Annotated in this window: 15 protein-coding genes; 4 read left to right on the top strand and 11 right to left on the bottom strand. The window is 66.6% G+C overall.

The features are described 5' to 3' along the window. Window positions 1-3: 3 nt before the first annotated feature. The gene (locus QMX82_RS10240; RefSeq protein WP_282282981.1) at window positions 4-1,632 is read right to left on the bottom strand and encodes an ArnT family glycosyltransferase; all 1,629 of its coding nucleotides are present in this window, start codon (window positions 1,630-1,632) and stop codon (window positions 4-6) included. 258 nt (window positions 1,633-1,890) lie between these two features. Here QMX82_RS10240 and QMX82_RS10235 point away from each other — a divergent pair, with 258 nt between their 5' ends. The 3 genes from QMX82_RS10235 to QMX82_RS10225 all read left to right on the top strand — a co-directional run bounded on the left by QMX82_RS10235 (window position 1,891) and on the right by QMX82_RS10225 (window position 3,738). After that, the gene (locus QMX82_RS10235) at window positions 1,891-2,418 is read left to right on the top strand and encodes a DUF3455 domain-containing protein (protein WP_282282979.1); all 528 of its coding nucleotides are present in this window, start codon (window positions 1,891-1,893) and stop codon (window positions 2,416-2,418) included. A gap of 85 nt (window positions 2,419-2,503) precedes the next feature. Further along, a complete protein-coding gene (locus QMX82_RS10230) occupies window positions 2,504-3,031 on the top strand; it encodes a sigma-70 family RNA polymerase sigma factor (protein WP_208693697.1) in 528 nt (175 codons plus the stop codon). Beyond that, window positions 3,028-3,738 (top strand): anti-sigma factor, encoded by a 711-nt coding sequence (locus tag QMX82_RS10225; protein ID WP_282282977.1) that lies wholly within the window; start codon window positions 3,028-3,030, stop codon window positions 3,736-3,738. The genes QMX82_RS10230 and QMX82_RS10225 overlap by 4 nt, the downstream gene beginning before the upstream one ends. Before the next feature lie 9 nt (window positions 3,739-3,747). Here QMX82_RS10225 and QMX82_RS10220 read toward each other — a convergent pair whose 3' ends face one another. From QMX82_RS10220 to amaB, 9 genes are all read right to left on the bottom strand, one after another. Continuing rightward, on the bottom strand, window positions 3,748-4,506 hold the full coding sequence (locus QMX82_RS10220) for an SDR family oxidoreductase (protein ID WP_282282975.1): 759 nt from the start codon (window positions 4,504-4,506) through the stop codon (window positions 3,748-3,750). Between the two features lie 250 nt (window positions 4,507-4,756). Then, window positions 4,757-6,478: a cis-3-hydroxy-L-proline dehydratase gene (gene lhpI, locus QMX82_RS10215; RefSeq protein ID WP_282282973.1), complete on the bottom strand. Its 1,722-nt coding sequence runs from the start codon at window positions 6,476-6,478 to the stop codon at window positions 4,757-4,759. 2 nt (window positions 6,479-6,480) lie between these two features. Then, a complete protein-coding gene (locus QMX82_RS10210) occupies window positions 6,481-7,197 on the bottom strand; it encodes an ABC transporter ATP-binding protein (RefSeq protein WP_044342783.1) in 717 nt (238 codons plus the stop codon). Further along, window positions 7,194-8,069: an ABC transporter ATP-binding protein gene (locus tag QMX82_RS10205; RefSeq protein WP_208693693.1), complete on the bottom strand. Its 876-nt coding sequence runs from the start codon at window positions 8,067-8,069 to the stop codon at window positions 7,194-7,196. Before QMX82_RS10205 ends, QMX82_RS10210 begins: the two co-directional genes overlap by 4 nt. Beyond that, window positions 8,066-9,346 carry a high-affinity branched-chain amino acid ABC transporter permease LivM gene (livM, locus tag QMX82_RS10200; protein WP_133863054.1) on the bottom strand — a complete coding sequence of 427 codons (1,281 nt, stop codon included), beginning with the start codon at window positions 9,344-9,346 and terminating at the stop codon, window positions 8,066-8,068. The genes QMX82_RS10205 and livM overlap by 4 nt, the downstream gene beginning before the upstream one ends. A gap of 4 nt (window positions 9,347-9,350) precedes the next feature. After that, window positions 9,351-10,265 carry an ABC transporter permease subunit gene (locus QMX82_RS10195; RefSeq protein WP_208693692.1) on the bottom strand — a complete coding sequence of 305 codons (915 nt, stop codon included), beginning with the start codon at window positions 10,263-10,265 and terminating at the stop codon, window positions 9,351-9,353. Between the two features lie 96 nt (window positions 10,266-10,361). After that, window positions 10,362-11,483 (bottom strand): branched-chain amino acid ABC transporter substrate-binding protein, encoded by a 1,122-nt coding sequence (locus QMX82_RS10190; RefSeq protein WP_158893767.1) that lies wholly within the window; start codon window positions 11,481-11,483, stop codon window positions 10,362-10,364. Between the two features lie 493 nt (window positions 11,484-11,976). Beyond that, window positions 11,977-13,254: an L-pipecolate oxidase gene (gene amaA / locus QMX82_RS10185; RefSeq protein WP_282282959.1), complete on the bottom strand. Its 1,278-nt coding sequence runs from the start codon at window positions 13,252-13,254 to the stop codon at window positions 11,977-11,979. A 24-nt stretch (window positions 13,255-13,278) separates the two neighbouring features. After that, the gene (gene amaB, locus QMX82_RS10180) at window positions 13,279-14,769 is read right to left on the bottom strand and encodes an L-piperidine-6-carboxylate dehydrogenase (protein ID WP_282282955.1); all 1,491 of its coding nucleotides are present in this window, start codon (window positions 14,767-14,769) and stop codon (window positions 13,279-13,281) included. A 113-nt stretch (window positions 14,770-14,882) separates the two neighbouring features. Here amaB and QMX82_RS10175 point away from each other — a divergent pair, with 113 nt between their 5' ends. Then, a complete protein-coding gene (locus QMX82_RS10175; RefSeq protein WP_282282953.1) occupies window positions 14,883-15,767 on the top strand; it encodes a LysR substrate-binding domain-containing protein in 885 nt (294 codons plus the stop codon). Between the two features lie 216 nt (window positions 15,768-15,983). On the opposite strand, the gene pnp is transcribed toward QMX82_RS10175, so the two are convergent. Next, window positions 15,984-18,086: a polyribonucleotide nucleotidyltransferase gene (gene pnp, locus QMX82_RS10170; RefSeq protein WP_158893773.1), complete on the bottom strand. Its 2,103-nt coding sequence runs from the start codon at window positions 18,084-18,086 to the stop codon at window positions 15,984-15,986. Window positions 18,087-18,238 lie beyond the last annotated feature (152 nt).

The following is an 18,238-nucleotide window of genomic DNA, read 5'->3' as shown; positions in this document are numbered from 1 at the left end:
GCCTCAGGGCAGAAAGTAGGCCTGCCAGCGATTGTCGTTGAAGCGGCCTTCCAATACCGGTCGGCGGCTGGCCAGCGGAGTGCCGGCCAGGGCCGCCTGGCTGTCGGCGTCGAGCAGCACATAGGCCGGTCGGGTGACCTGGGCGAGCTGCGCCGCCTGGCCGACATCGAGAAAGGTCGGCAGGGGCACGTCGTAGTCAAGATTCATCAGGTAGCGGAAGGCCTTGGTGTCCTGACCCAGGCCAAGGAACACCAGTTGCCCGGGCTCCCCCTGGCGCAGGCTTTCCAGGCGGGTGACGAAGGCGCGGGTGTCATAGCGCAGCGCCTGCATCGGATCCAGTGCCAGCACCACCAGCAGCCATTGCGCCAGGGCCGCCGCGGCCAGGGGCATGCCCAGGCGGAAGGCGCCGCGCTCGCGCCAGGCGGCCACCAGGGCGAACAGCGTCAGGATGGCGAAGGCGCCCAGCAGGAAGCGCAGATCCAGTTCAGGCCACCAGCCCGCGGCCTGCAGCCGGGGTTGCTGCAGCTTGACCAGCACCCCGAGCACCAGCGGAAAGATCACCAGCAACGGCAGGAACAGCCGCCGTACCCAGGCCAGGGCACCCTGCCCCTGCAACAGTACCCAGGCGCCGAGGGCGGCGCAGGCCGGAATGGCCGGCAGGATGTAATAGGGCTTCTTGAAGGTGGGAAAGGACAGGGCCACCAGGATCAGCGTGGCGAAGCCGGCCAGCTGGAGCAGCAGCCGACTGTCCGCCTGGGTCTGGCGCAGCCGCCAGTGCCGTCTGAGGGTCGGCAGGGCCAGCAGCGCCAGGGGAAAGGCCGGCGCATAGCGGTAGAGCCCCAGTTGCAGGAAGTACCACCAGGGATAGCCGGCACCGTCGGTATCGTCCAGTCGCCCGGAGACCTGCATGCGCAGCACGTCCTCGACGAAGACCGGGCCGCCGGTACGCCAGGCCAGGCCGAACAGCAGGGCGCAGCACAGTGCCAGCACCAGGGCGCCCACCAGGCCGTAGCCGAAGCTGCGCCGCCAGTCGCCTTGCAGCAGCCAGTAGACGCAGACCACGCCACAGGGCTCGATCAACCCCAGCGGTCCGCGCACGGCGAAGCCGGCGGCCAGGCACAGGAACACCAGGGTGCGCCGCCGCGACAGGCCGCGCTGGTCGGCGCTCCACAGCAGATAGAAGCAGCCCAGCGCCGCCAGGGTGACGAACTGATCGAGGCAGATCGAACGGGCCTTGGCCAGGAAACCGTTGGTGAGCAGCAGCACCAGCACCGCCAGCAGGCCCCAGGCGCGGGACCGTTCGGCCAGCAGGCGATAGAGCAGCCCGACGATGGCCGCCGAGGCCAGCGCAGTGGGAATTACCGTGGCCAGGCGATTGACCTCGCCGAACAGCTGGGCGAAGACGTCTATCAGCAGCGTCGAAGTGGCGGGATAGTCGGGGTAAGGCTGCCCATAGCTGGTCGGGAAGGCACTGGCCCCGTGGCGAAACATCTCCTGGGCGAAAAGTGCGAAGCGGCCGTCGAAGCCGATGAAGGGCTGCTCCCACAACCCCAGGGTGAACAGGGGCACCGCCAGCAGACACAGCGCCAGACTTTCCAGGCGCAGGCGCGCCAGACTCGGGATGGACGACACGCGGCAGGACTCCGGCAGGCAGGGAAGGACGGGCTCGCGACCCGGCGCCACTATCGCCGAACAACCTTAGGGATCGCTGAAACCAGGCTGACGGCAGGCTGACAGGAGCCCCAGGACAGAGCGGTTCGGCCGGGAGGAGGTCGCGACTATGCCGCTGAATTGAAGATTTTTCATGACAGCTGCATCCAAAGCGCCGGCTGCCGGGTATAGCCCCTACAGTCCAACCGACTGTGCCCCCTCTCAATCCGGAGCAAGCGCATGAACAACACCTCTAGCCGTTGCAGCATCCTGGTCCTGACCGCCCTGCTGAGCACCCCGCTGCTGGCCCAGAGCGAGTTGCCCGAGGCCGTCCGCGTGCCCGCCGGCAACAGCCTGATGCTGGAAACCGTGGGCAAGGGCACCATCGTCTACGAATGCCGCGACAAGAAGGACATGCCCGGCCAGACCGAGTGGTTCTTTGTCGGCCCCAAGGCCGACCTGCATGATCGCCAGGGCAAGCAGGTGGGGCGCTACTACGGTCCGCCGGCCACCTGGGAAGCCGTCGACGGCTCCAAGGTGGTCGGCAAGCAACTGGCCATCGCTCCCGCCGGCGCCGGCAACCTGCCCTATCAGCTGGTGGAGGCCGCGCCCGCCGAGGGCAAGGGCGCCTTCCAGGGCACCACCTACATCCAGCGCACCGCGCTCAAGGGTGGCGTCGCGCCGGCCAAGGCCTGCACCTCGGCCAACAAGGGCGAACAGCAGACCGTGAACTACCAGGCCGACTATCTGTTCTGGAAGAAGGGCTGAGGTCCAGGGGACAGCCAGGAGCGGATCGGCTAGGCTCGGCTGATCCGGTCGCCACCCTGGCGTCCCCAGCCTGGCGCGCGCCCTCGTGACCGAACGTTCCCCCGATCCAGCCGTCCTGCTCGCCGCCTGTGCCCGGGGCGAGCGTGCCGCCCTGCAGCGGCTCTACCAGAACGAGGCGCCGCTGTTGCTGGGTATCGTCCTGCGCCTGGTGCGCGATCGCGGGCTGGCCGAAGACATCCTCCACGACGCCTTTCTGCGCATCTGGCGCGGCGCCGCCAGTTTCGCCCCGGAGCGCGGTTCGGCCCGTGGCTGGATGTGCAGCGTGGCCCGCAACCTGGCGCTCAACGCCTTGCGCGATCGGCAGCGCCTGGTGCCCCTGGGGGATGACTGGGAACCCCTGGCCGAGTCTGCCGATCCGGCGCGAGAAGCCGACGGCGGCCGCCTGGAGGGCTGCCTGCGGAACCTGGAAGCGCCGCGGCGGGAGGCCATCTTGGCCGCCTACCTGGACGGCTGCTCCCATGGCGAGATCGCCCAGCGCCTGCAGGCACCCCTGGGTACGGTGAAGAGCTGGATCACGCGGGGTCTCAAGGCGCTCAGGGAGTGCATGACATGAACAGCGACACCACCCTGCCCCCGGACGAAGAACGCGAACGCCTGGCCGGCGAATACGTGCTCGGCACCCTGGACGCCGAAGAGCGTCGTCGCGTGGAGCTTGCGCTGGCAACGGACGCCCTGCTGGCCGCTGCCGTGGCGCGCTGGGAGGCGCGCCTGCAGCCGCTGGCCGAGCGGGTGCCACCCGTCGAGCCCGGCGCGAATCTGTGGCCGCGCATCGAGCGCAGTCTGGGTGAGGCCGACACCCGGGTCATCATCCGGCGCGAGTCGCTGTGGCAACGGCTGGCGCTCTGGCAGGGTCTGAGTGCGGCAGGGCTGGCCGCCAGTCTGGTGCTCGCGGTGCTGCTACTGCTGCGCCCGGTACCCACGCCAAGCTACCTGGTGGTGCTGGCGGCGCCCAGCGATCGCACGCCCGGCTGGGTGATCCAGACTGCCAGCGCCCATGACCTGCAGTTGATTCCGCTGGGGCGCGACGCCGTGCCGAGCGGCAAGACCCTGCAATTCTGGACCAAGGCCGATGCCTGGCAGGACCCGGTATCTCTGGGTCTGGTCCAGCCTGGGCGTACTCTGCAGGTACCGCTGGACCGGCTGCCGCCGCTGGAAGCCAACCAGTTGTTCGAACTCACCCTGGAAGACCAGGGCGGCTCGCCCACCGGCCGACCCACCGGGCCGATCCAGTTCATCGGCCGGGCAGTGAAGGTGCTCTAGCGAGCGCCCTTAACTCTGGCGGTGGATGTTGAAGTTGTTGAACGCCTGGCAGGTCGCCATCAGCTGGATGCGATTGATGTTGACGTGCTTGGGCTGGTTCAGCGTCCAGTGGATGGATTCGGCGATGTCGTCCGGCGTCAGGGGCTCGGTGCCGGCATAGACGGCATCGGCCTTGGTCTTGTCGCCGCCGAAGCGCACCACCGAGAATTCGCTTTCCGAAAGCCCGGGCTCGATGTTGGTCACCCGCACCCCGGTACCGAGCAGGTCGGATCTCAGGCTCAGGCTGAACTGCTTGAGGAAGGCCTTGGTGGCGCCATAGACGTGGCTGCCCGGATAGGGATAGTCGCCCGCGACCGAGCCCAGGTTGACGATGCCGGCACCGGCGCCATGGGCGATCAGCCGCGGCAACAGCAGGCGGGTGCAATAGAGCATGCCCTTGATGTTGGTATCGACCATGGTGTCCCAGTCGTCCAGGTCGCAGCTCTGCGCCGGCGTGTTGCCCAGCGCCAGACCGGCATTGTTGACCAGGGCGCGCAACTGGTTGAATTCCTCCGGCAGACCGGCGACCGCGGCTTCCACGGCGGCGCGATCCTGGACGTCCAGCACCAGCGGCAGCACCTTGGCCTGCCCGGACAGTTCCTCGGCCAGGGCGTGCAGGCGATCCTCGCGGCGGCCGGTGATGACGATCGACCAGCCGTCCTTGGCGAAGCGGCGAGCGGTGGCGGCGCCGAAGCCGGAGGTGGCGCCGGTGATGAAGATCGAAGACATGAAAGATTCCTTCTGCGAGGGAGTTTGGCCGAGACCCACGATAGCTCAGGGGCATTGGTCAGGCGAATACTCAGATCGCCGGGAATCCAGCGGATCAGTTATAACACCTTGGTATTGCACGGTTTTCCGCGCGCTGGCGATTTTTTGAGCAGTTCCCGCTAGGCCAGGCGGCCCGGGCCTCACGCCCGGCTATGCCAAGCTTATCCACAGGACGATCCACGGAATTCCTGTACAGAACTCGGACCCGGCTTCAGCTGGATAAGTCCGCGCGGACCAGCCAGGCCGGCGGTTCGGCCGGCGCCAGTCCGGTGCAGGCCGCCTCGACACAGGCGGCGAGGCCGGCGAAGCGCAGCTCGCGACCGGTAAGACCCGGGCCGTAGTGGGCGAACTTGCCGGAATTGGTCAGCAGGGTGCGGGCCGCGGGCGGCACCAGGGGCTCGCCGAGCATGCACCAGCAGGTGTCCCCTACCAACTGGGCGCCGAAGGCTTCCAGCTCGGCCAGGCTCCCGGCCCGCTCGGCCGCGGCGCGCACGTCTCGCCCCAGGGTGATCACCAGGGCCACCGCGGGATGCCGCTGCCGGCCGCGGCAGAGTTCGGCCAGGCGCTGGCATTCCTCGACGGAAAAATGTGGATTGCCCAGGGCCACCAGCTGCACCTCGCGCGCAGCGGCGCTGTCCAGCTCGGCCCAGGCCTGGCGCAGGTCCGCCAGGTCAATGTCCTCGACCTCCAGCTCGGGCGCCGCGACCGCAGCCAGGATCGGCGCCTCGGGCGTCACCCCGACCAGATGGAACAGCGGCGCCGCCGAGGTGGTGGCGAAGGCGGCGCCAAAGGCCTTGAGATCGTCGCGGCTGGGCTGGGCCTGTGCCAGCCCCAGCACCGCGGGGATCCGGGTGGGCGAACGCAGGCCGATCCAGTAGCCGAGCAGCGGATAGAAGGCGTCGTCATGGCCCTCGGGTACGCTGACCCGGAAGACCTTGGCCGCGCGGCGGCCACTGTCCAGATGGCAGCCGGCCAGGGGTGCCCGACCGGTCAGGGCGGTGCAGATGTCGAGGAAGTCGGCGTACTTCTGGGTGCGTGCCCCCAGCACGCTGTTGGCGAAGACCACGGCATTGGATTCGGCCCAGACCACCTGCTCGCCCAGGGTCGGGGCGCTGTCCAGCAGATAGGGCGCGCAGGTGAAGGTAGGGCGACAGCCCAGGGCCACATAAGCCTCGGCCAGGGCACTGGCCGGTTCGCCCAGCGCCGGATCGACGCCCTGCGCGCGCCAGCGGCGCTGATCCACCGACACCGCATTGAGGCTGGTGGGCACCCGCACCCGACCGCCCCACTCCACCAGTCGCTGGGCGAAGGCCAGGCTGGCCGGGCCGGTGTAGATGCAGCCATCGATATGGGCCTGGGTGATGTCGAGCAATTCGCGAGCGCCCTGCAGATGCGCCATCCGCACCAGGATCTTCATCGCCGCCTGGACGGCCTGGCCCTCGGCGCCCGCCAGCTTGGCCCGGTCGGTCACGCTGAGCTGCAAAGCGGCAGGGGCCTCGGTAGCGGTGCCGGGAAAGAGGTCTCCAAGCGCGCCGACCCAGCCATCGTTTACCGCGATCTCCTCCTGCCCGGCGAGGGCCGCAAAGGCCTCGGCACCCAGGCTGACGACCGGCAGGGAGCGACCGAAGAGCTCTTCCGCGACGATGGCGCCCAGGCTGAGAATCTCGTCCGGCTCGGCCAGCAGCAAGGCCGCCGGCCCGCGGCCCGCCAGCAACAGCTCCAGCAGCACGGCGCTGCCGGTGCAGGAGCCGCGGCCACTGGGAATGGCCAGGATGCGTCCGGCCAGTTCCAGGCCGTGCAGGGGATGATGGCGATCGATCACCCGGCCGCTGGCCGGATCGACGCCACCCCAGAAGCTCAGCCCCAGGGGCGCCCAGGCCAGGCGTCCCCGGGCCTGGCCCGCGACCAGACAGCGACCGCGGACCGCCGCCACCGCTAGTGGCCGCCCAGGTAGGCTTCGCGCACCTGGGGATTGGCCAGCAACTCCTGACCGCTGCCGGTCATGCGGATTTCGCCGGTGACCATCACATAGGCACGGTCGGACAGGCGCAGGGCATGGTTGGCGTTCTGCTCCACCAGGAAGATGGTCATGCCGCTCTGCGCCAGCTCGCGCAGGATCTGGAAGATCTGCTTCACCACGATGGGCGCCAGGCCCAGGCTGGGTTCGTCGAGCAGCAGCAGCTTGGGTCGCGCCATCAGCGCCCGGGCGATGGCCAGCATCTGCTGCTCGCCGCCGGACATGGTCATGGCGCGCTGGTTGCGACGCTCCTTGAGGCGCGGGAAGAGCTCGAACATGCGCTGCATGTCCTCGTCCACCCAGCGGGTGCCGATGGGGATGGTACCCATCAGCAGATTCTCCTCGACCGTCATGTCGGGGAACACATGGCGTCCCTCCGGCGACTGGGCGATGCCGTTGGAGGCCACGTAGTGGGCGTTCTTGCGAGTGATGTCCTCGCCCCGATAGAGGATCTGCCCGTTGCGCGCCTGGGGTTGGCTGAAGATGGACATCAGCAGGGTGGACTTGCCGGCGCCATTGGAGCCGATCAGGCTCACCGTCTCGCCTTCGTTGATGGACAGCGAGACGCTCTTCAGGGCCTGGATCGGCCCGTAGAAGACGTCGACGTTGCGGAATTCCAGGATCGGCGTGGTCATGCCACCTCCTCTTCTTCGGCGCCGAGGTAGGCGGCGATGACCTTGGGATCATTGCGGATATCGGCCGGCAAGCCACGGGCGATGACCTGGCCATGATCCAGCACCACGATGTGGTCGGAGATGTTCATCACCATGCCCATGTCGTGCTCGATCAGCACCACGGTGATGCGGTGCTGGTCGCGCAACAGGCGGATCATCCCGGCCAGGGCCTCGGTCTCGGCCGGGTTGAGGCCGGCGGCGGGTTCGTCCAGGCAGACGATCTCCGGACGGGTGCACATGGCGCGGGCGATTTCCAGACGGCGCTGCTGGCCGTAGGAGAGTTCGCCGGCCAGGCGGTTGGCGTGATCCACCAGGTCCACCACCTCCAGCCAGTAGAAGGCCGTGTCCAGCGCCTTTTCCTCGACGCGGCGATAGCCAGGGGTGTTGAGGATGCCGGTGATGAGGTTGCGGTTGCACTGCATGTGCTGCGCCACCAGCAGGTTCTCCACCACCGACATCTCCTTGAACAGGCGGATGTTCTGGAAGGTGCGGGCGAGACCGGCGCGATTCACCAGGTGGGTGCCGCCGAACATCTTGTACCAGAGCCGGCTGCCGAACTGCACCGGATTGACGAAGTCGGTGGCCTGGAAGCGCTCGCCCATGATCTTGCCGACGCGGGTCGAGCGACCGTCGGCGGTGTCCAGGCGGATCTCGCCATCGGTGGCCTTGTAGAAGCCGGTCAGGCAGTTGAACACCGTGGTCTTGCCGGCCCCGTTGGGGCCGATCAGCGCGGTGATGGACTGGCGCTGGATCTCGAAGCTCACGTCCGAGAGGGCCTTGATGCCGCCGAATCTCATGCCCAGACCCTTTACGGTCAGAATGTTGTCGCTCACGGCGCCACTCCCTTGCGAATCGCGAAGCCACTGCGGGCGATACGGATCAGGCCACGCGGCCGCCACATCATCATCACCACCATGAGCACACCGAACACCAGCATGCGGATGTCGCCGAATTCACGCAGCAGTTCGAACAGCAGGGTCATGACGAAGGCCGAAACCACCACCCCGACGGTGGAGCCCAGGCCGCCCAGCACCACGATGGCCAGCACCAGCACCGACTCGAAGAAGTTGAACGAGGCCGGGTTGATGAAGCCCTGGTAGGTGGCGAAGAACACCCCGGCCAGGCCGGCGGTGGAGGCACCGATCATGAAGGCCGAGAGCTTGACCAGCACATGGTTCAGGCCCATGGCGCGGCAGGCGATCTCGTCTTCGCGCAGGGCTTCCCAGGCGCGACCGACCGGCATGCGGGTCAGGCGGTGCTTGATGTAGAGCACCAGCAGCACCACCAGGAACAGCACGGTGTAGATGAAGATCATCGTCGCGTTGGGGTTGTAGCTGATGCCCAGCAGCTCATGGATGGGCACCCCGCCCTCCTTCGCCCGGCGGCCGAATTCGATGCCGAAGAAGGTCGGCGAAGGCGCGGCGATGCCGTTGGGGCCCTTGGTCACTTCCAGCCAGTTGTTGAGCACCAGGCGGATGATCTCGCCGAAGCCGAGGGTGACGATGGCCAGGTAGTCCCCGTGCATGCGCAACACCGGGAATCCCAGTATCGCCCCCGCTACCGCGGCCAGCACCGCCGCGAGCGGCAGCATGGTCCAGAAGCCCAGGCCGAGGTACTGGTAACCCAGCGCCAGACCGTAGGCGCCGATGGCATAGAAGCCGACGTAGCCGAGGTCGAGCAGACCGGCCAGGCCCACCACGATGTTCAGACCCAGGCCCAGCAGCACGTAGATCAGGCAGAGGATGATCACCGTCAGCCAGTACTTGGTGGCCAGGAAGGGAAAGGCGATGGCCACCAGGATGATGATGGGCAGGATGAATCTGAGGTTGGACTTGTGTCCCGGCGGCAGCACATGGACGCCACCGTCGTTGCGCTTGAAGGACTCGATCCAGTCGCGGCCCTTGGCGGTCTGGCCGAACAGGCTGAGCAGGAAGCGACCGGCCATGACCACCGCGACCATGATGCCGACGCGGCCGGGCTGGACGTTGTAGCCATAGCCGTCGAGCACGATGCCGACGATGGGGCCGAACAGGATCAGCGAGACCAGGCCGACCATGAAGGTGTCGCGCAACACGACCTTGAGATCGAAGGAGGAAGACGTCTGACTCATGGATTCACACCTTCGTGACCTGGGGTTTGCCGAGCAGCCCCTGGGGCCTAAAGATCAGGATCGCCACCAGCAGCGAAAAGCTGAAGACGTCCTTGTAGTCCGAGTTCACCAGGCTGGCGAACTGGGCTTCGGAGATGCCGAGGATGATCCCGCCGAGCATGGCGCCAGGCAGCGAACCGATGCCGCCGAGCACGGCCGCGGTAAAGGCCTTGATGCCGATGATGAAGCCGGCATAGAAGTCGAAGGTGCCGTAGTTGAGGGTGATCAGCACCCCGGCCAGCGCCGCCATGGCCGCGCCGATGATGAAGACGTAGGAGATCACCCGGTCGGTGTTGATGCCGAGGATCTGCGCCATCTTGCGATCCTGCTGGGTGGCCCGGCACATGCGGCCGAGGGTGGTCTTCTGGATCACGTAGGTGAGCAGGCCCATGCCGATGATGGAGGCCAGGATGATGAAGACCTTGGTGTAGGTGATGATCACGAAGCCTTCGCCGATGTGCAGGCGCAGGGCGCCGTCGAGCAGCGTCGGTACGCCCTGCTGGCGCGCGCCCTGGGCGAGCTGCACGTAGTTCTGCAGGATCAGCGACATGCCGATGGCCGAGATCAGCGGGGCCAGGCGCGTGGAGTTGCGCAGCGGCTTGTAGGCGATGCGCTCGATGGCCCAGCCGTACACGGAGGTGACCACCACGGTAAAGATCAGGGTGCCGAGGATCAGCACCGGGAAGGAATGCAGGCCGAACACGCTCAGCAGCGCGATGCCGATGGCGGCGAGATAGGCCGACACCATGTACACGTCGCCGTGGGCGAAGTTGATCATGCCGATGATGCCATAGACCATGGTGTAGCCGATGGCGATGAGTCCGTAGACCGAGCCCAGGGTCAGGCCGTTGACCAGTTGTTGCAGGAAGATACCGTCCACGTTTGCAGTCTCGCGCTGGATGGATGACGAGGGCCGCCGGCCGCCGCCTCGTCCTGGGGCGGAGACGAGGTGGCGGCTGGCGGATTCACGCGAGGATCAGGGCAGCTGGTGGTACTTGCCCTTGTCGTCCCATTCGTACATCACGTAGTCGGAGACCTTGAGGTCGCCCTTGCTGTCCCAGCTCTTCTCACCCAGTACGGTGTTGACGCTGTGGGACTTCAGCCACTCGGCGGCCTTGGCGCCGTCGGTGCCCTTGATGCCGTTGAAGGCGGCGGCCACGGCCTGCAGCGAGGCATAGGAGTAGAGGGTGTAGCCCTCGGGCTCGTAGCCGGACTTGCGCAGGGTTTCCACCACGGTCTTGCCGGCGGGGTTCTGCAGCGGGTCGGCGCCGAAGGTCATCAGCACGCCCTTGGTGTACTGGGCGCCACCGGCGGTGGTGACCAGGTCGGCGGAGACGATGCCATCGCCGGAGACGAACTTGGCGGTTACGCCCTGCTCGCGCATCTGACGTACCAGCGGACCGGCTTCGGGGTGCAGGCCGCCGAAGTAGACCACGTCGGCGCCGGAGGCACGGATCTTGGTAACCAGGGAGTTGAAGTCCTTCTCGCCGCGGGTCAGACCCTCGTAGAGCACCTCTTTCACGCCGCGCTTGTTGAGCTGCGCCTTGGTGGCGTCGGCCAGGCCCTGACCGTAGGTGTCCTTGTCGTGGATGATGGCGACCTTCTTGGCCTTGAGGGTATCGACGATGTAGTCGCCGGCCACGATGCCCTGCTGGTCGTCACGTCCGCACATGCGGAACACGCCGGTCAGGCCACGCTCGGTGATCTTGGGGTTGGTGGACGCCGGGGTGATGGAGATGATGCCGGCTTCGTCGTAGATCTCCGAGGCGGGCATGGTGTTGGAGGAGCAGAAATGGCCGATCACGGCCTTGACCTTCTCCGAATCCACCAGGCGGTTGGCCACGGCCACGGCCTGCTTGGGCTCGCAGGCGTCGTCACCCTGCACCAGCTTGATCTTCTCGCCATTGATGCCACCGGCGGCGTTGATGTCCGTCGCGGCCTGGGTAGCCCCCTTCCAGAACTGCTCGCCGTAGGCGGCACTGGCCCCGGTGAAGGGACCGGCGACACCGATCACGATGTCGGCATGCGCCAGGGTGGAGAGAGTGAACGCAGAACCGATAGCGAGAGCCAGAATGCCTTTTCTGTAAATCTTCGACATGGGAGGTGTGCTCCAGAGGGTGGTTGGCCTGTTCGCCGGAGCAAAGCCTGTGCCATCACCCAGCTGTGTACCGGGCGCAAAGGCCATTTGCCGCCACCGCGAGGAGCCGAAACCTCTGCGTGCGGGCGGCGAGGGCCGCTGCCAGTGGACTCGACCGTCCTTTAGACTTTTGTCTTAACTGGCTCATTAGTCTGGATAATTCTGCAAAACGGTAGCAGCGGAGGAGACAAAACCCAGAGGTTTGTTACCAGATAGCAACCCGGTTGCACCTGTTTCGCACCAAAACGTAACACCGTCCCCACACTGTGCCACCAAAGTAACCATGAGCCTGCGACCGCCGGACCCTGCGGGATCGACCGTGCACCCAGCCTGCTGGCGGTTATGGACAGCCATGAAAAGCGGCCGACTTGCACAGGTCGAGATGCGCAAATCGGCCGCTTCAGGGTGTTGTCGCCCGGCCTGGGGGCCGGTGACAGCGGGTATGGCAGGGTCGCTAGAGCACCACGCGCAGGCACTGCCCCGCGTGATAGAGGGTGAAGCCGGCTTCGTACATCAGGCTGCGCCACTGGCCGACCGGATTGGTCTCCAGCGACGCCAGGGGCAGCGGCAGGTCATGGCGATCGCCACTGCACAGATAGCGGGCAAAGGCCTGCCCCACCACCGTGCCCGTGGTCACCCCGCGACCGTTGTAGCCGGACACCGCCAGCAAGCCTGGCGCCGGCTCGAACAGTCGCATCAGATGATCGGGCGTGAAGCCGATACGGCCGGTCCAGCTGCACTCCCACTCGACCTGTCCGAGCGCCGGGAAATAGTGCCGCTGGATGCGATCGGCCCAGGCGCGGATGAAGCCGGCCGGCCGCCCCGCCATGTTGCCAAGACTGCCCAGCAGCAGACGGCCATCGGCATCGCGGCGGATGCTGCTGAGCACCGTACGGGTATCCCAGGAGCCACGGCCCTGGGGCAGGATGAAATCCGCTTCCGGACCGAGCGGCCGCGAGGCCACCTGGTAGTAGTAGCCCGGGAAGAATTGCCTGCGCAGCGTGGTCCACTCGCCTTCGGTATAGGCATTGGAAGCGATCACCACCTGGTCGGCGGTGACTCGCCCCTGTGGGGTTTCCACCTGCCAGCGCTCACCGACCCGCTGCAGCCGTTGCACCGCACTCCGCTCGAACAGCTCGCCGCCTTCCTGGCGCAGCGCCCTGGCCAGGCCCAGGGCATAACCCATGGGCACCAGGGTGCCGGCGCGATGATCGAGCAGCGCGCCACTGATGTCGCGCGTGCCGCAGGCGCTGTAACAGACCTCGCCCTCCAGAAGCTCGACCCGGGCGCCACGCCGCTGCCATTGCTCGGCACGCTGCCCCAGATCGGCCAGGCCCTTGGCGCTGTGCGCCATGTGCAGGGTGCCGGCGCGACGCGGCTGGCAATCGATGCCATAGCGCTCGATGAGACCGAATACCTGACTCGGCGCATCGCCCATCACCCCCAGCAGGCGCTCTCCGACCTCCGGCCCCAGGGTCGCCACGGCTTCGTCCGGCGGGATCCACATGCCGGCATTGACCAGCCCGACATTGCGGCCGGAGCCGCCATGGCCGACGCCATGGGCTTCCAGCACCACCACCCGCCGCCCGGTCTGCGCCAGGTGCAGGCCGGTGGACAGGCCGGTATAGCCACCGCCGATAACGCAGACCTCGGCGTCACGCTCGCCCTGCAACGGCGCCCCCGGCACCGCCGGATACAGCCGCTCCCACAGGCACTCTTCACGCAACTGCATTCTCTGCGCTCCTGGCGGACCCACTCAGTCGAAGACGATGCCCTGGGCCAGCGGCAACTCGCGCGAATAGTTGACGGTGTTGGTCTGGCGACGCATGTAGGCCTTCCAGGCATCGGAGCCGGATTCGCGACCGCCACCGGTTTCCTTCTCGCCACCGAAGGCGCCACCGATCTCGGCACCGCTCGGTCCGATGTTGACGTTGGCGATGCCGCAGTCGCTGCCGGTCGCCGACATGAAGGCCTCGGCCTCGCGCACATCGGTGGTGAAGATGCAGGACGACAGGCCCTGGGGCACGGCGTTGTTCAGCGCCACCGCCTCGTCGAAATCGTCATAGGTCAGCACATAGAGGATGGGCGCGAAGGTCTCGTGGCGCACCGCCTCGCTCTGCTCGGGCATCTCGACGATGGCCGGCGCCACGTAGTAGGCCTCGGGATACTGCTCAGCCAGCTGACGCTCGCCGCCGTAGACCACGCCGCCCTCGCCACGCGCCTGTTCCAGTGCGCCCTGCATGGCCTGGAAACTGGCCGCGTCGATCAGCGGACCGATCAGGTTGCCTTCCAGCGGATGGCCGATGCGGACTTTGGCATAGGCGGTCTTTAGCCGGGCGACGATTTCGTCCTTCACCGAACGGTGGGCGATTAGCCGGCGCAGGGTGGTGCAGCGCTGGCCGGCGGTGCCCACGGCGCTGAACAGGATGGCGCGTACCGCCATGTCCAGATCGGCGCTCGGCGCGAGGATCATGGCATTGTTGCCACCCAGTTCGAGGATGCTGCGGCCGAAGCGCGCCGCAACCCGCGGTCCTACCTCGCGACCCATGCGGGTGCTACCCGTGGCGCTCACCAGTGCCACCCGCGGATCGTCCACCAGGGCTTCACCGGCGGCGCGATCGCCGACGATGACCTGACTCAGATCGGCCGGGGCATCGCCAAAGCGCGCCAGGGCCTTCTCGAACAGCGCCTGACAGGCCAGTGCGGTCAGCGGGGTCTTTTCCGAGGGCTTCCAGATCACCGGATTGCCGCAGACCAGGGCCAGGGCGGCGTTCCATGACCAGACCGCCACCGGGAAGTTGAAGGCACTGATGATGCCCACCACGCCCAGCGGCTGCCAAGATTCACGCATGTGGTGACCGGGACGCTCGGAGGCGATGGTCAGACCATAGAGCTGGCGCGACAGGCCAACGGCGAAGTCGCAGATGTCGATCATCTCCTGGACTTCGCCCAGGCCCTCCTGGGTGATCTTGCCGGCTTCCCAGGACACCAGTTCGCCGAGATCGGCCTTGTGCGCGCGCAATTCTTCACCCAGCAGCCGCACCAGTTCGCCCCGGCGCGGCGCCGGTATTGCGCGCCAGGCCTGGAAGGCGCGCTCGGCACGGGAGATCTTCTGCTCCACTTCGGCGGCGCTTTCCAGGGCGACGCTGCCCAGTTGGCTGCCATCGATGGGGGAATGCACCCGGTGCTCGCCTTGGGTGTAGTGCTGGGCAGAAACGCCGAGGCGTTCCAACAGGGCCTTGCTCATGCTGAGGTCTCCGCGGAAAGGGAATCGTCCCTGAGTATGGTCAGCCCAGCGGCGCCGGACAACCGACCTTTGCTCGGCATATCATTCCCTTTTTTCATGCCGCGAGTCCGCTCATGCAACGCCGCCACCTGCCGTCCATCACCGCCATGCAGTGCTTCGAGGCGGTCGCGCGTCATCTGAGCTTCACCCGCGCGGCCGACGAACTGGCGCTGACCCAGAGCGCCGTCAGCAAACAGGTCGCCCAGCTGGAGGACCTGCTGCAGCACAGTCTGTTTCGCCGGGTCCGCCGCCGCCTGCAGCTCACGCCGGCGGGCGCCCTCTACCTGGCCGAGGTGGACAAGATCCTCAACCAGCTGGAGATGTCGGCGCGCTATCTGAGGTCCTATGGCGGCGAGACCGAGGTGCTGCGCGTGGCCACCCCGCCGACCTTTGGCGAGCGCTGGCTGGTGCCGCGGCTCAAGGGCTGGCGCCTGCGCTTTCCCAACATCCACCTGGATGTCTCCAGCGCGCTGGAACCGGTGGACTTCCGCGACCCCCGCCATGACGTGGCGCTGTTCTATGGCCACGGCAGCTGGCCGGGTGCCGAGTGCGAACTGCTGCTGCACGAGCACATGGTCGCGGTCTGCGCGCCCGACCTGCTTCCCCCCGAGGGCATCGCCGGACCGGAGCAGCTGGTGGACTTCGTGCTGCTGCAGAACACCACCCGCCCGGAATCCTGGCACGACTGGTACGCCAGCCTCGGGCGCGACGAGGTGCATAGCCATCACGGCCCGCGCTTCGACACCTTCACCCTCTGCGCCCGCGCCGCCCAGGAAGGCTGCGGGGTGGCCCTGCTCCCGGAATTCCTGGTCGCCGAAGAACTGGCTTCCGGTCGCCTGGTGCTCGCCTGGCCCCATCGCCTGGCCAGCCCCCATGCCTACTGGCTGGCCTATCCGGAACAGATGGCCGAGGTGCCCAAGGTGCGCAGCTTCATCGAATGGATTCGTGAGAAGGCATGATGCCCTGGCCAATCGTGACCATGGCGGTTCGCAGGTGCGACCGTTTGCCGTTTGCTGATCGCGGCCATGGGCCGCTCCTACAAAACATCACTCTCTGTAGGAGCGGCCGCATCGGCGGACCGCCACGGCCGCGATGAGGATATCCACAGCGAACCTCATCCCGCACCAGAAACGAAAAACCCGGCCGAGGCCGGGTTTTTCCTAGCAGGGGTCGTCTTAGACGCCGGAGGCTTCCGCCGCCGCGACATCCTTGATCGACAGCTTGATGCGACCGCGGTTGTCCACGTCCAGCACCAGCACCTTCACTTCCTGACCTTCTTTCAGCACGTCGGTGACCTTCTCGATGCGCTGATCGCTCAGCTGCGAGATGTGCACCAGGCCGTCCTTGCCGGGCAGGATGCTGACGAAGGCGCCGAAGTCGACGATGCGCTCCACCTTGCCGACGTAGATCTTGCCGATCTCGGCCTCGGCGGTGATGCCCAGGACGCGCTGCTTGGCCGCTTCAGCGGCTTCGCGAGTCTCGCCGTAGATCTTGATGGTGCCGTCGTCTTCGATGTCGATCGAGGCCTTGGTCTCTTCGCAGATACCACGAATGGTGGCGCCACCCTTGCCGATCACGTCGCGGATCTTGTCCTGGTCGATCTTCATCGCCAGCATGGTCGGGGCGTTTTCGGACAGCTCGGCACGCGACTCGGAGATCACCTGGTTCATCTGGCCGAGGATGTTCAGACGCGCTTCCAGCGCCTGCTCCAGGGCGATCTCCATGATCTCTTCGGTGATGCCGTTGATCTTGATGTCCATCTGCAGGGCGGTGACGCCCTTGGCAGTACCGGCCACCTTGAAGTCCATGTCGCCCAGGTGATCTTCATCACCCAGGATGTCGGTCAGGACGGCGAACTTCTCGCCTTCCTTGACCAGACCCATGGCGATACCGGCAACCGGAGCCTTGACCGGCACACCGGCGTCCATCAGTGCCAGAGAGGCACCGCAGACCGAGGCCATGGAACTGGAGCCGTTGGACTCGGTGATCTCGGAGACCACGCGGATGCTGTAGGGGAAGGCATCCTGGGTCGGCAGCATGGCCTGGATGCCACGACGGGCCAGACGGCCGTGACCGATCTCGCGACGGCCCGGGCTGCCCATGCGGCCGCACTCGCCGACCGAGAAGGGCGGGAAGTTGTAGTGCAGCATGAAGCTGTCACGACGCTCGCCTTCCAGGGTGTCCAGCAGCTGCGAGTCACGGGCGGTACCCAGGGTCGCGGTGACCAGGGCCTGGGTTTCGCCACGGGTGAACAGTGCCGAACCGTGGGTCTTCTTCAGCGGACCGACTTCGATCTGCAGCGGGCGAACGGTGCGGGTGTCGCGACCGTCGATACGCGGCTTGCCGTCGACGATGTTCTGGCGCACGGTGCGGTATTCCAGCAGACCGAAGGTCTCCTTGACCTCGGCTTCGCTGTACTGACCGTTCTCACCGGCCAGCTTGGCGATGGCCTGGTCACGCAGGGCACCCAGGGCCGCATAGCGATCCTGCTTGATGGTGATGGTGTAGGCACGGGACACGGCTTCACCGACTTCGGCCTTGACGGCTTCGATCAGGGCGGTGTTCTCGGCAGGCGCCTGCCAGTTCCAGGTCGGCTTGCCGGCTTCGGCAGCGAACTGGCTGATGGCCTCGATGGCCACCTGGAATTCTTCGTGGGCGAACAGCACACCGCCCAGCATCTGGTCTTCGGTCAGCTCGTCGGCTTCGGATTCCACCATCAGCACGGCGTCACGGGTACCGGCCACGACCATGTCCAGGCTGGAGCTCTGCAGCTGCTCGTAGCTGGGGTTCAGCAGGTAGCCCAGTTCGCTGTGGTAGCCCACGCGGGCGGCGGCGATCGGACCGGCGAAGGGGATACCGGAAATGGCCAGGGCGGCGGAGGTGCCGATCATGGCGGCGATGTCCGGATCGGACTTCTTGTTGGTGCTGACCACGGTGCAGACCACCTGGACTTCGTTGAGGAAGCCTTCGGGGAACAGCGGACGGATCGGACGATCGATCAGGCGCGAGGTCAGGGTTTCCTTCTCGGAAGGACGGCCTTCACGCTTGAAGTAACCACCGGGGATGCGGCCAGCGGCGTAGGTCTTCTCCTGGTAGTGCACGGACAGCGGGAAGAAGTCCTTACCGACGGCGGGCTGCTTGGCACCGACCACGGTGACCAGCACGCTGACGTCATCGGTGGAGACCAGCACGGCACCGGTCGCCTGGCGCGCGATGCGGCCGGTTTCCAGGGTGAAGTTCTGCTCACCGAACTTGAATTGCTTGATTACTGGATTCACAGTCTTTCCTTCTCTTTATTGCCTTGGGGGAAACAGGGGCGACCAGAGGGATTCGGACCCTCGCTGATCTCCGGGGTGACGCAGGCCGATTCTGCCGGCCTTTCAAGCAAAAAAGCCGGAGGCCGGCGCGAGCCGACCTCCAGCTTCAGACT

This window comes from Pseudomonas sp. PS02302 (assembly GCF_029959585.1).
Taxonomy (GTDB): Bacteria; Pseudomonadota; Gammaproteobacteria; order Pseudomonadales; family Pseudomonadaceae; genus Chryseomonas; species Chryseomonas aestiva.
The sequence above is the reverse complement of the archived record's forward strand: the minus strand, read 5'-3'. Positions and strand labels throughout refer to the sequence as shown.

Coding starts and splice junctions, on each gene's coding strand:
- livM (WP_133863054.1), bottom strand. CDS start 9,346: ATGAGTCAGACGTCTTCCTCCTTCGATCTCAAGGTCGTGTTGCGCGAC.
- QMX82_RS10175 (WP_282282953.1), top strand. CDS start 14,883: ATGCAACGCCGCCACCTGCCGTCCATCACCGCCATGCAGTGCTTCGAG.
- amaA (WP_282282959.1), bottom strand. CDS start 13,254: ATGCAGTTGCGTGAAGAGTGCCTGTGGGAGCGGCTGTATCCGGCGGTG.
- QMX82_RS10220 (WP_282282975.1), bottom strand. CDS start 4,506: ATGTCTTCGATCTTCATCACCGGCGCCACCTCCGGCTTCGGCGCCGCC.
- QMX82_RS10190 (WP_158893767.1), bottom strand. CDS start 11,483: ATGTCGAAGATTTACAGAAAAGGCATTCTGGCTCTCGCTATCGGTTCT.
- QMX82_RS10210 (WP_044342783.1), bottom strand. CDS start 7,197: ATGACCACGCCGATCCTGGAATTCCGCAACGTCGACGTCTTCTACGGG.
- QMX82_RS10235 (WP_282282979.1), top strand. CDS start 1,891: ATGAACAACACCTCTAGCCGTTGCAGCATCCTGGTCCTGACCGCCCTG.
- QMX82_RS10225 (WP_282282977.1), top strand. CDS start 3,028: ATGAACAGCGACACCACCCTGCCCCCGGACGAAGAACGCGAACGCCTG.
- amaB (WP_282282955.1), bottom strand. CDS start 14,769: ATGAGCAAGGCCCTGTTGGAACGCCTCGGCGTTTCTGCCCAGCACTAC.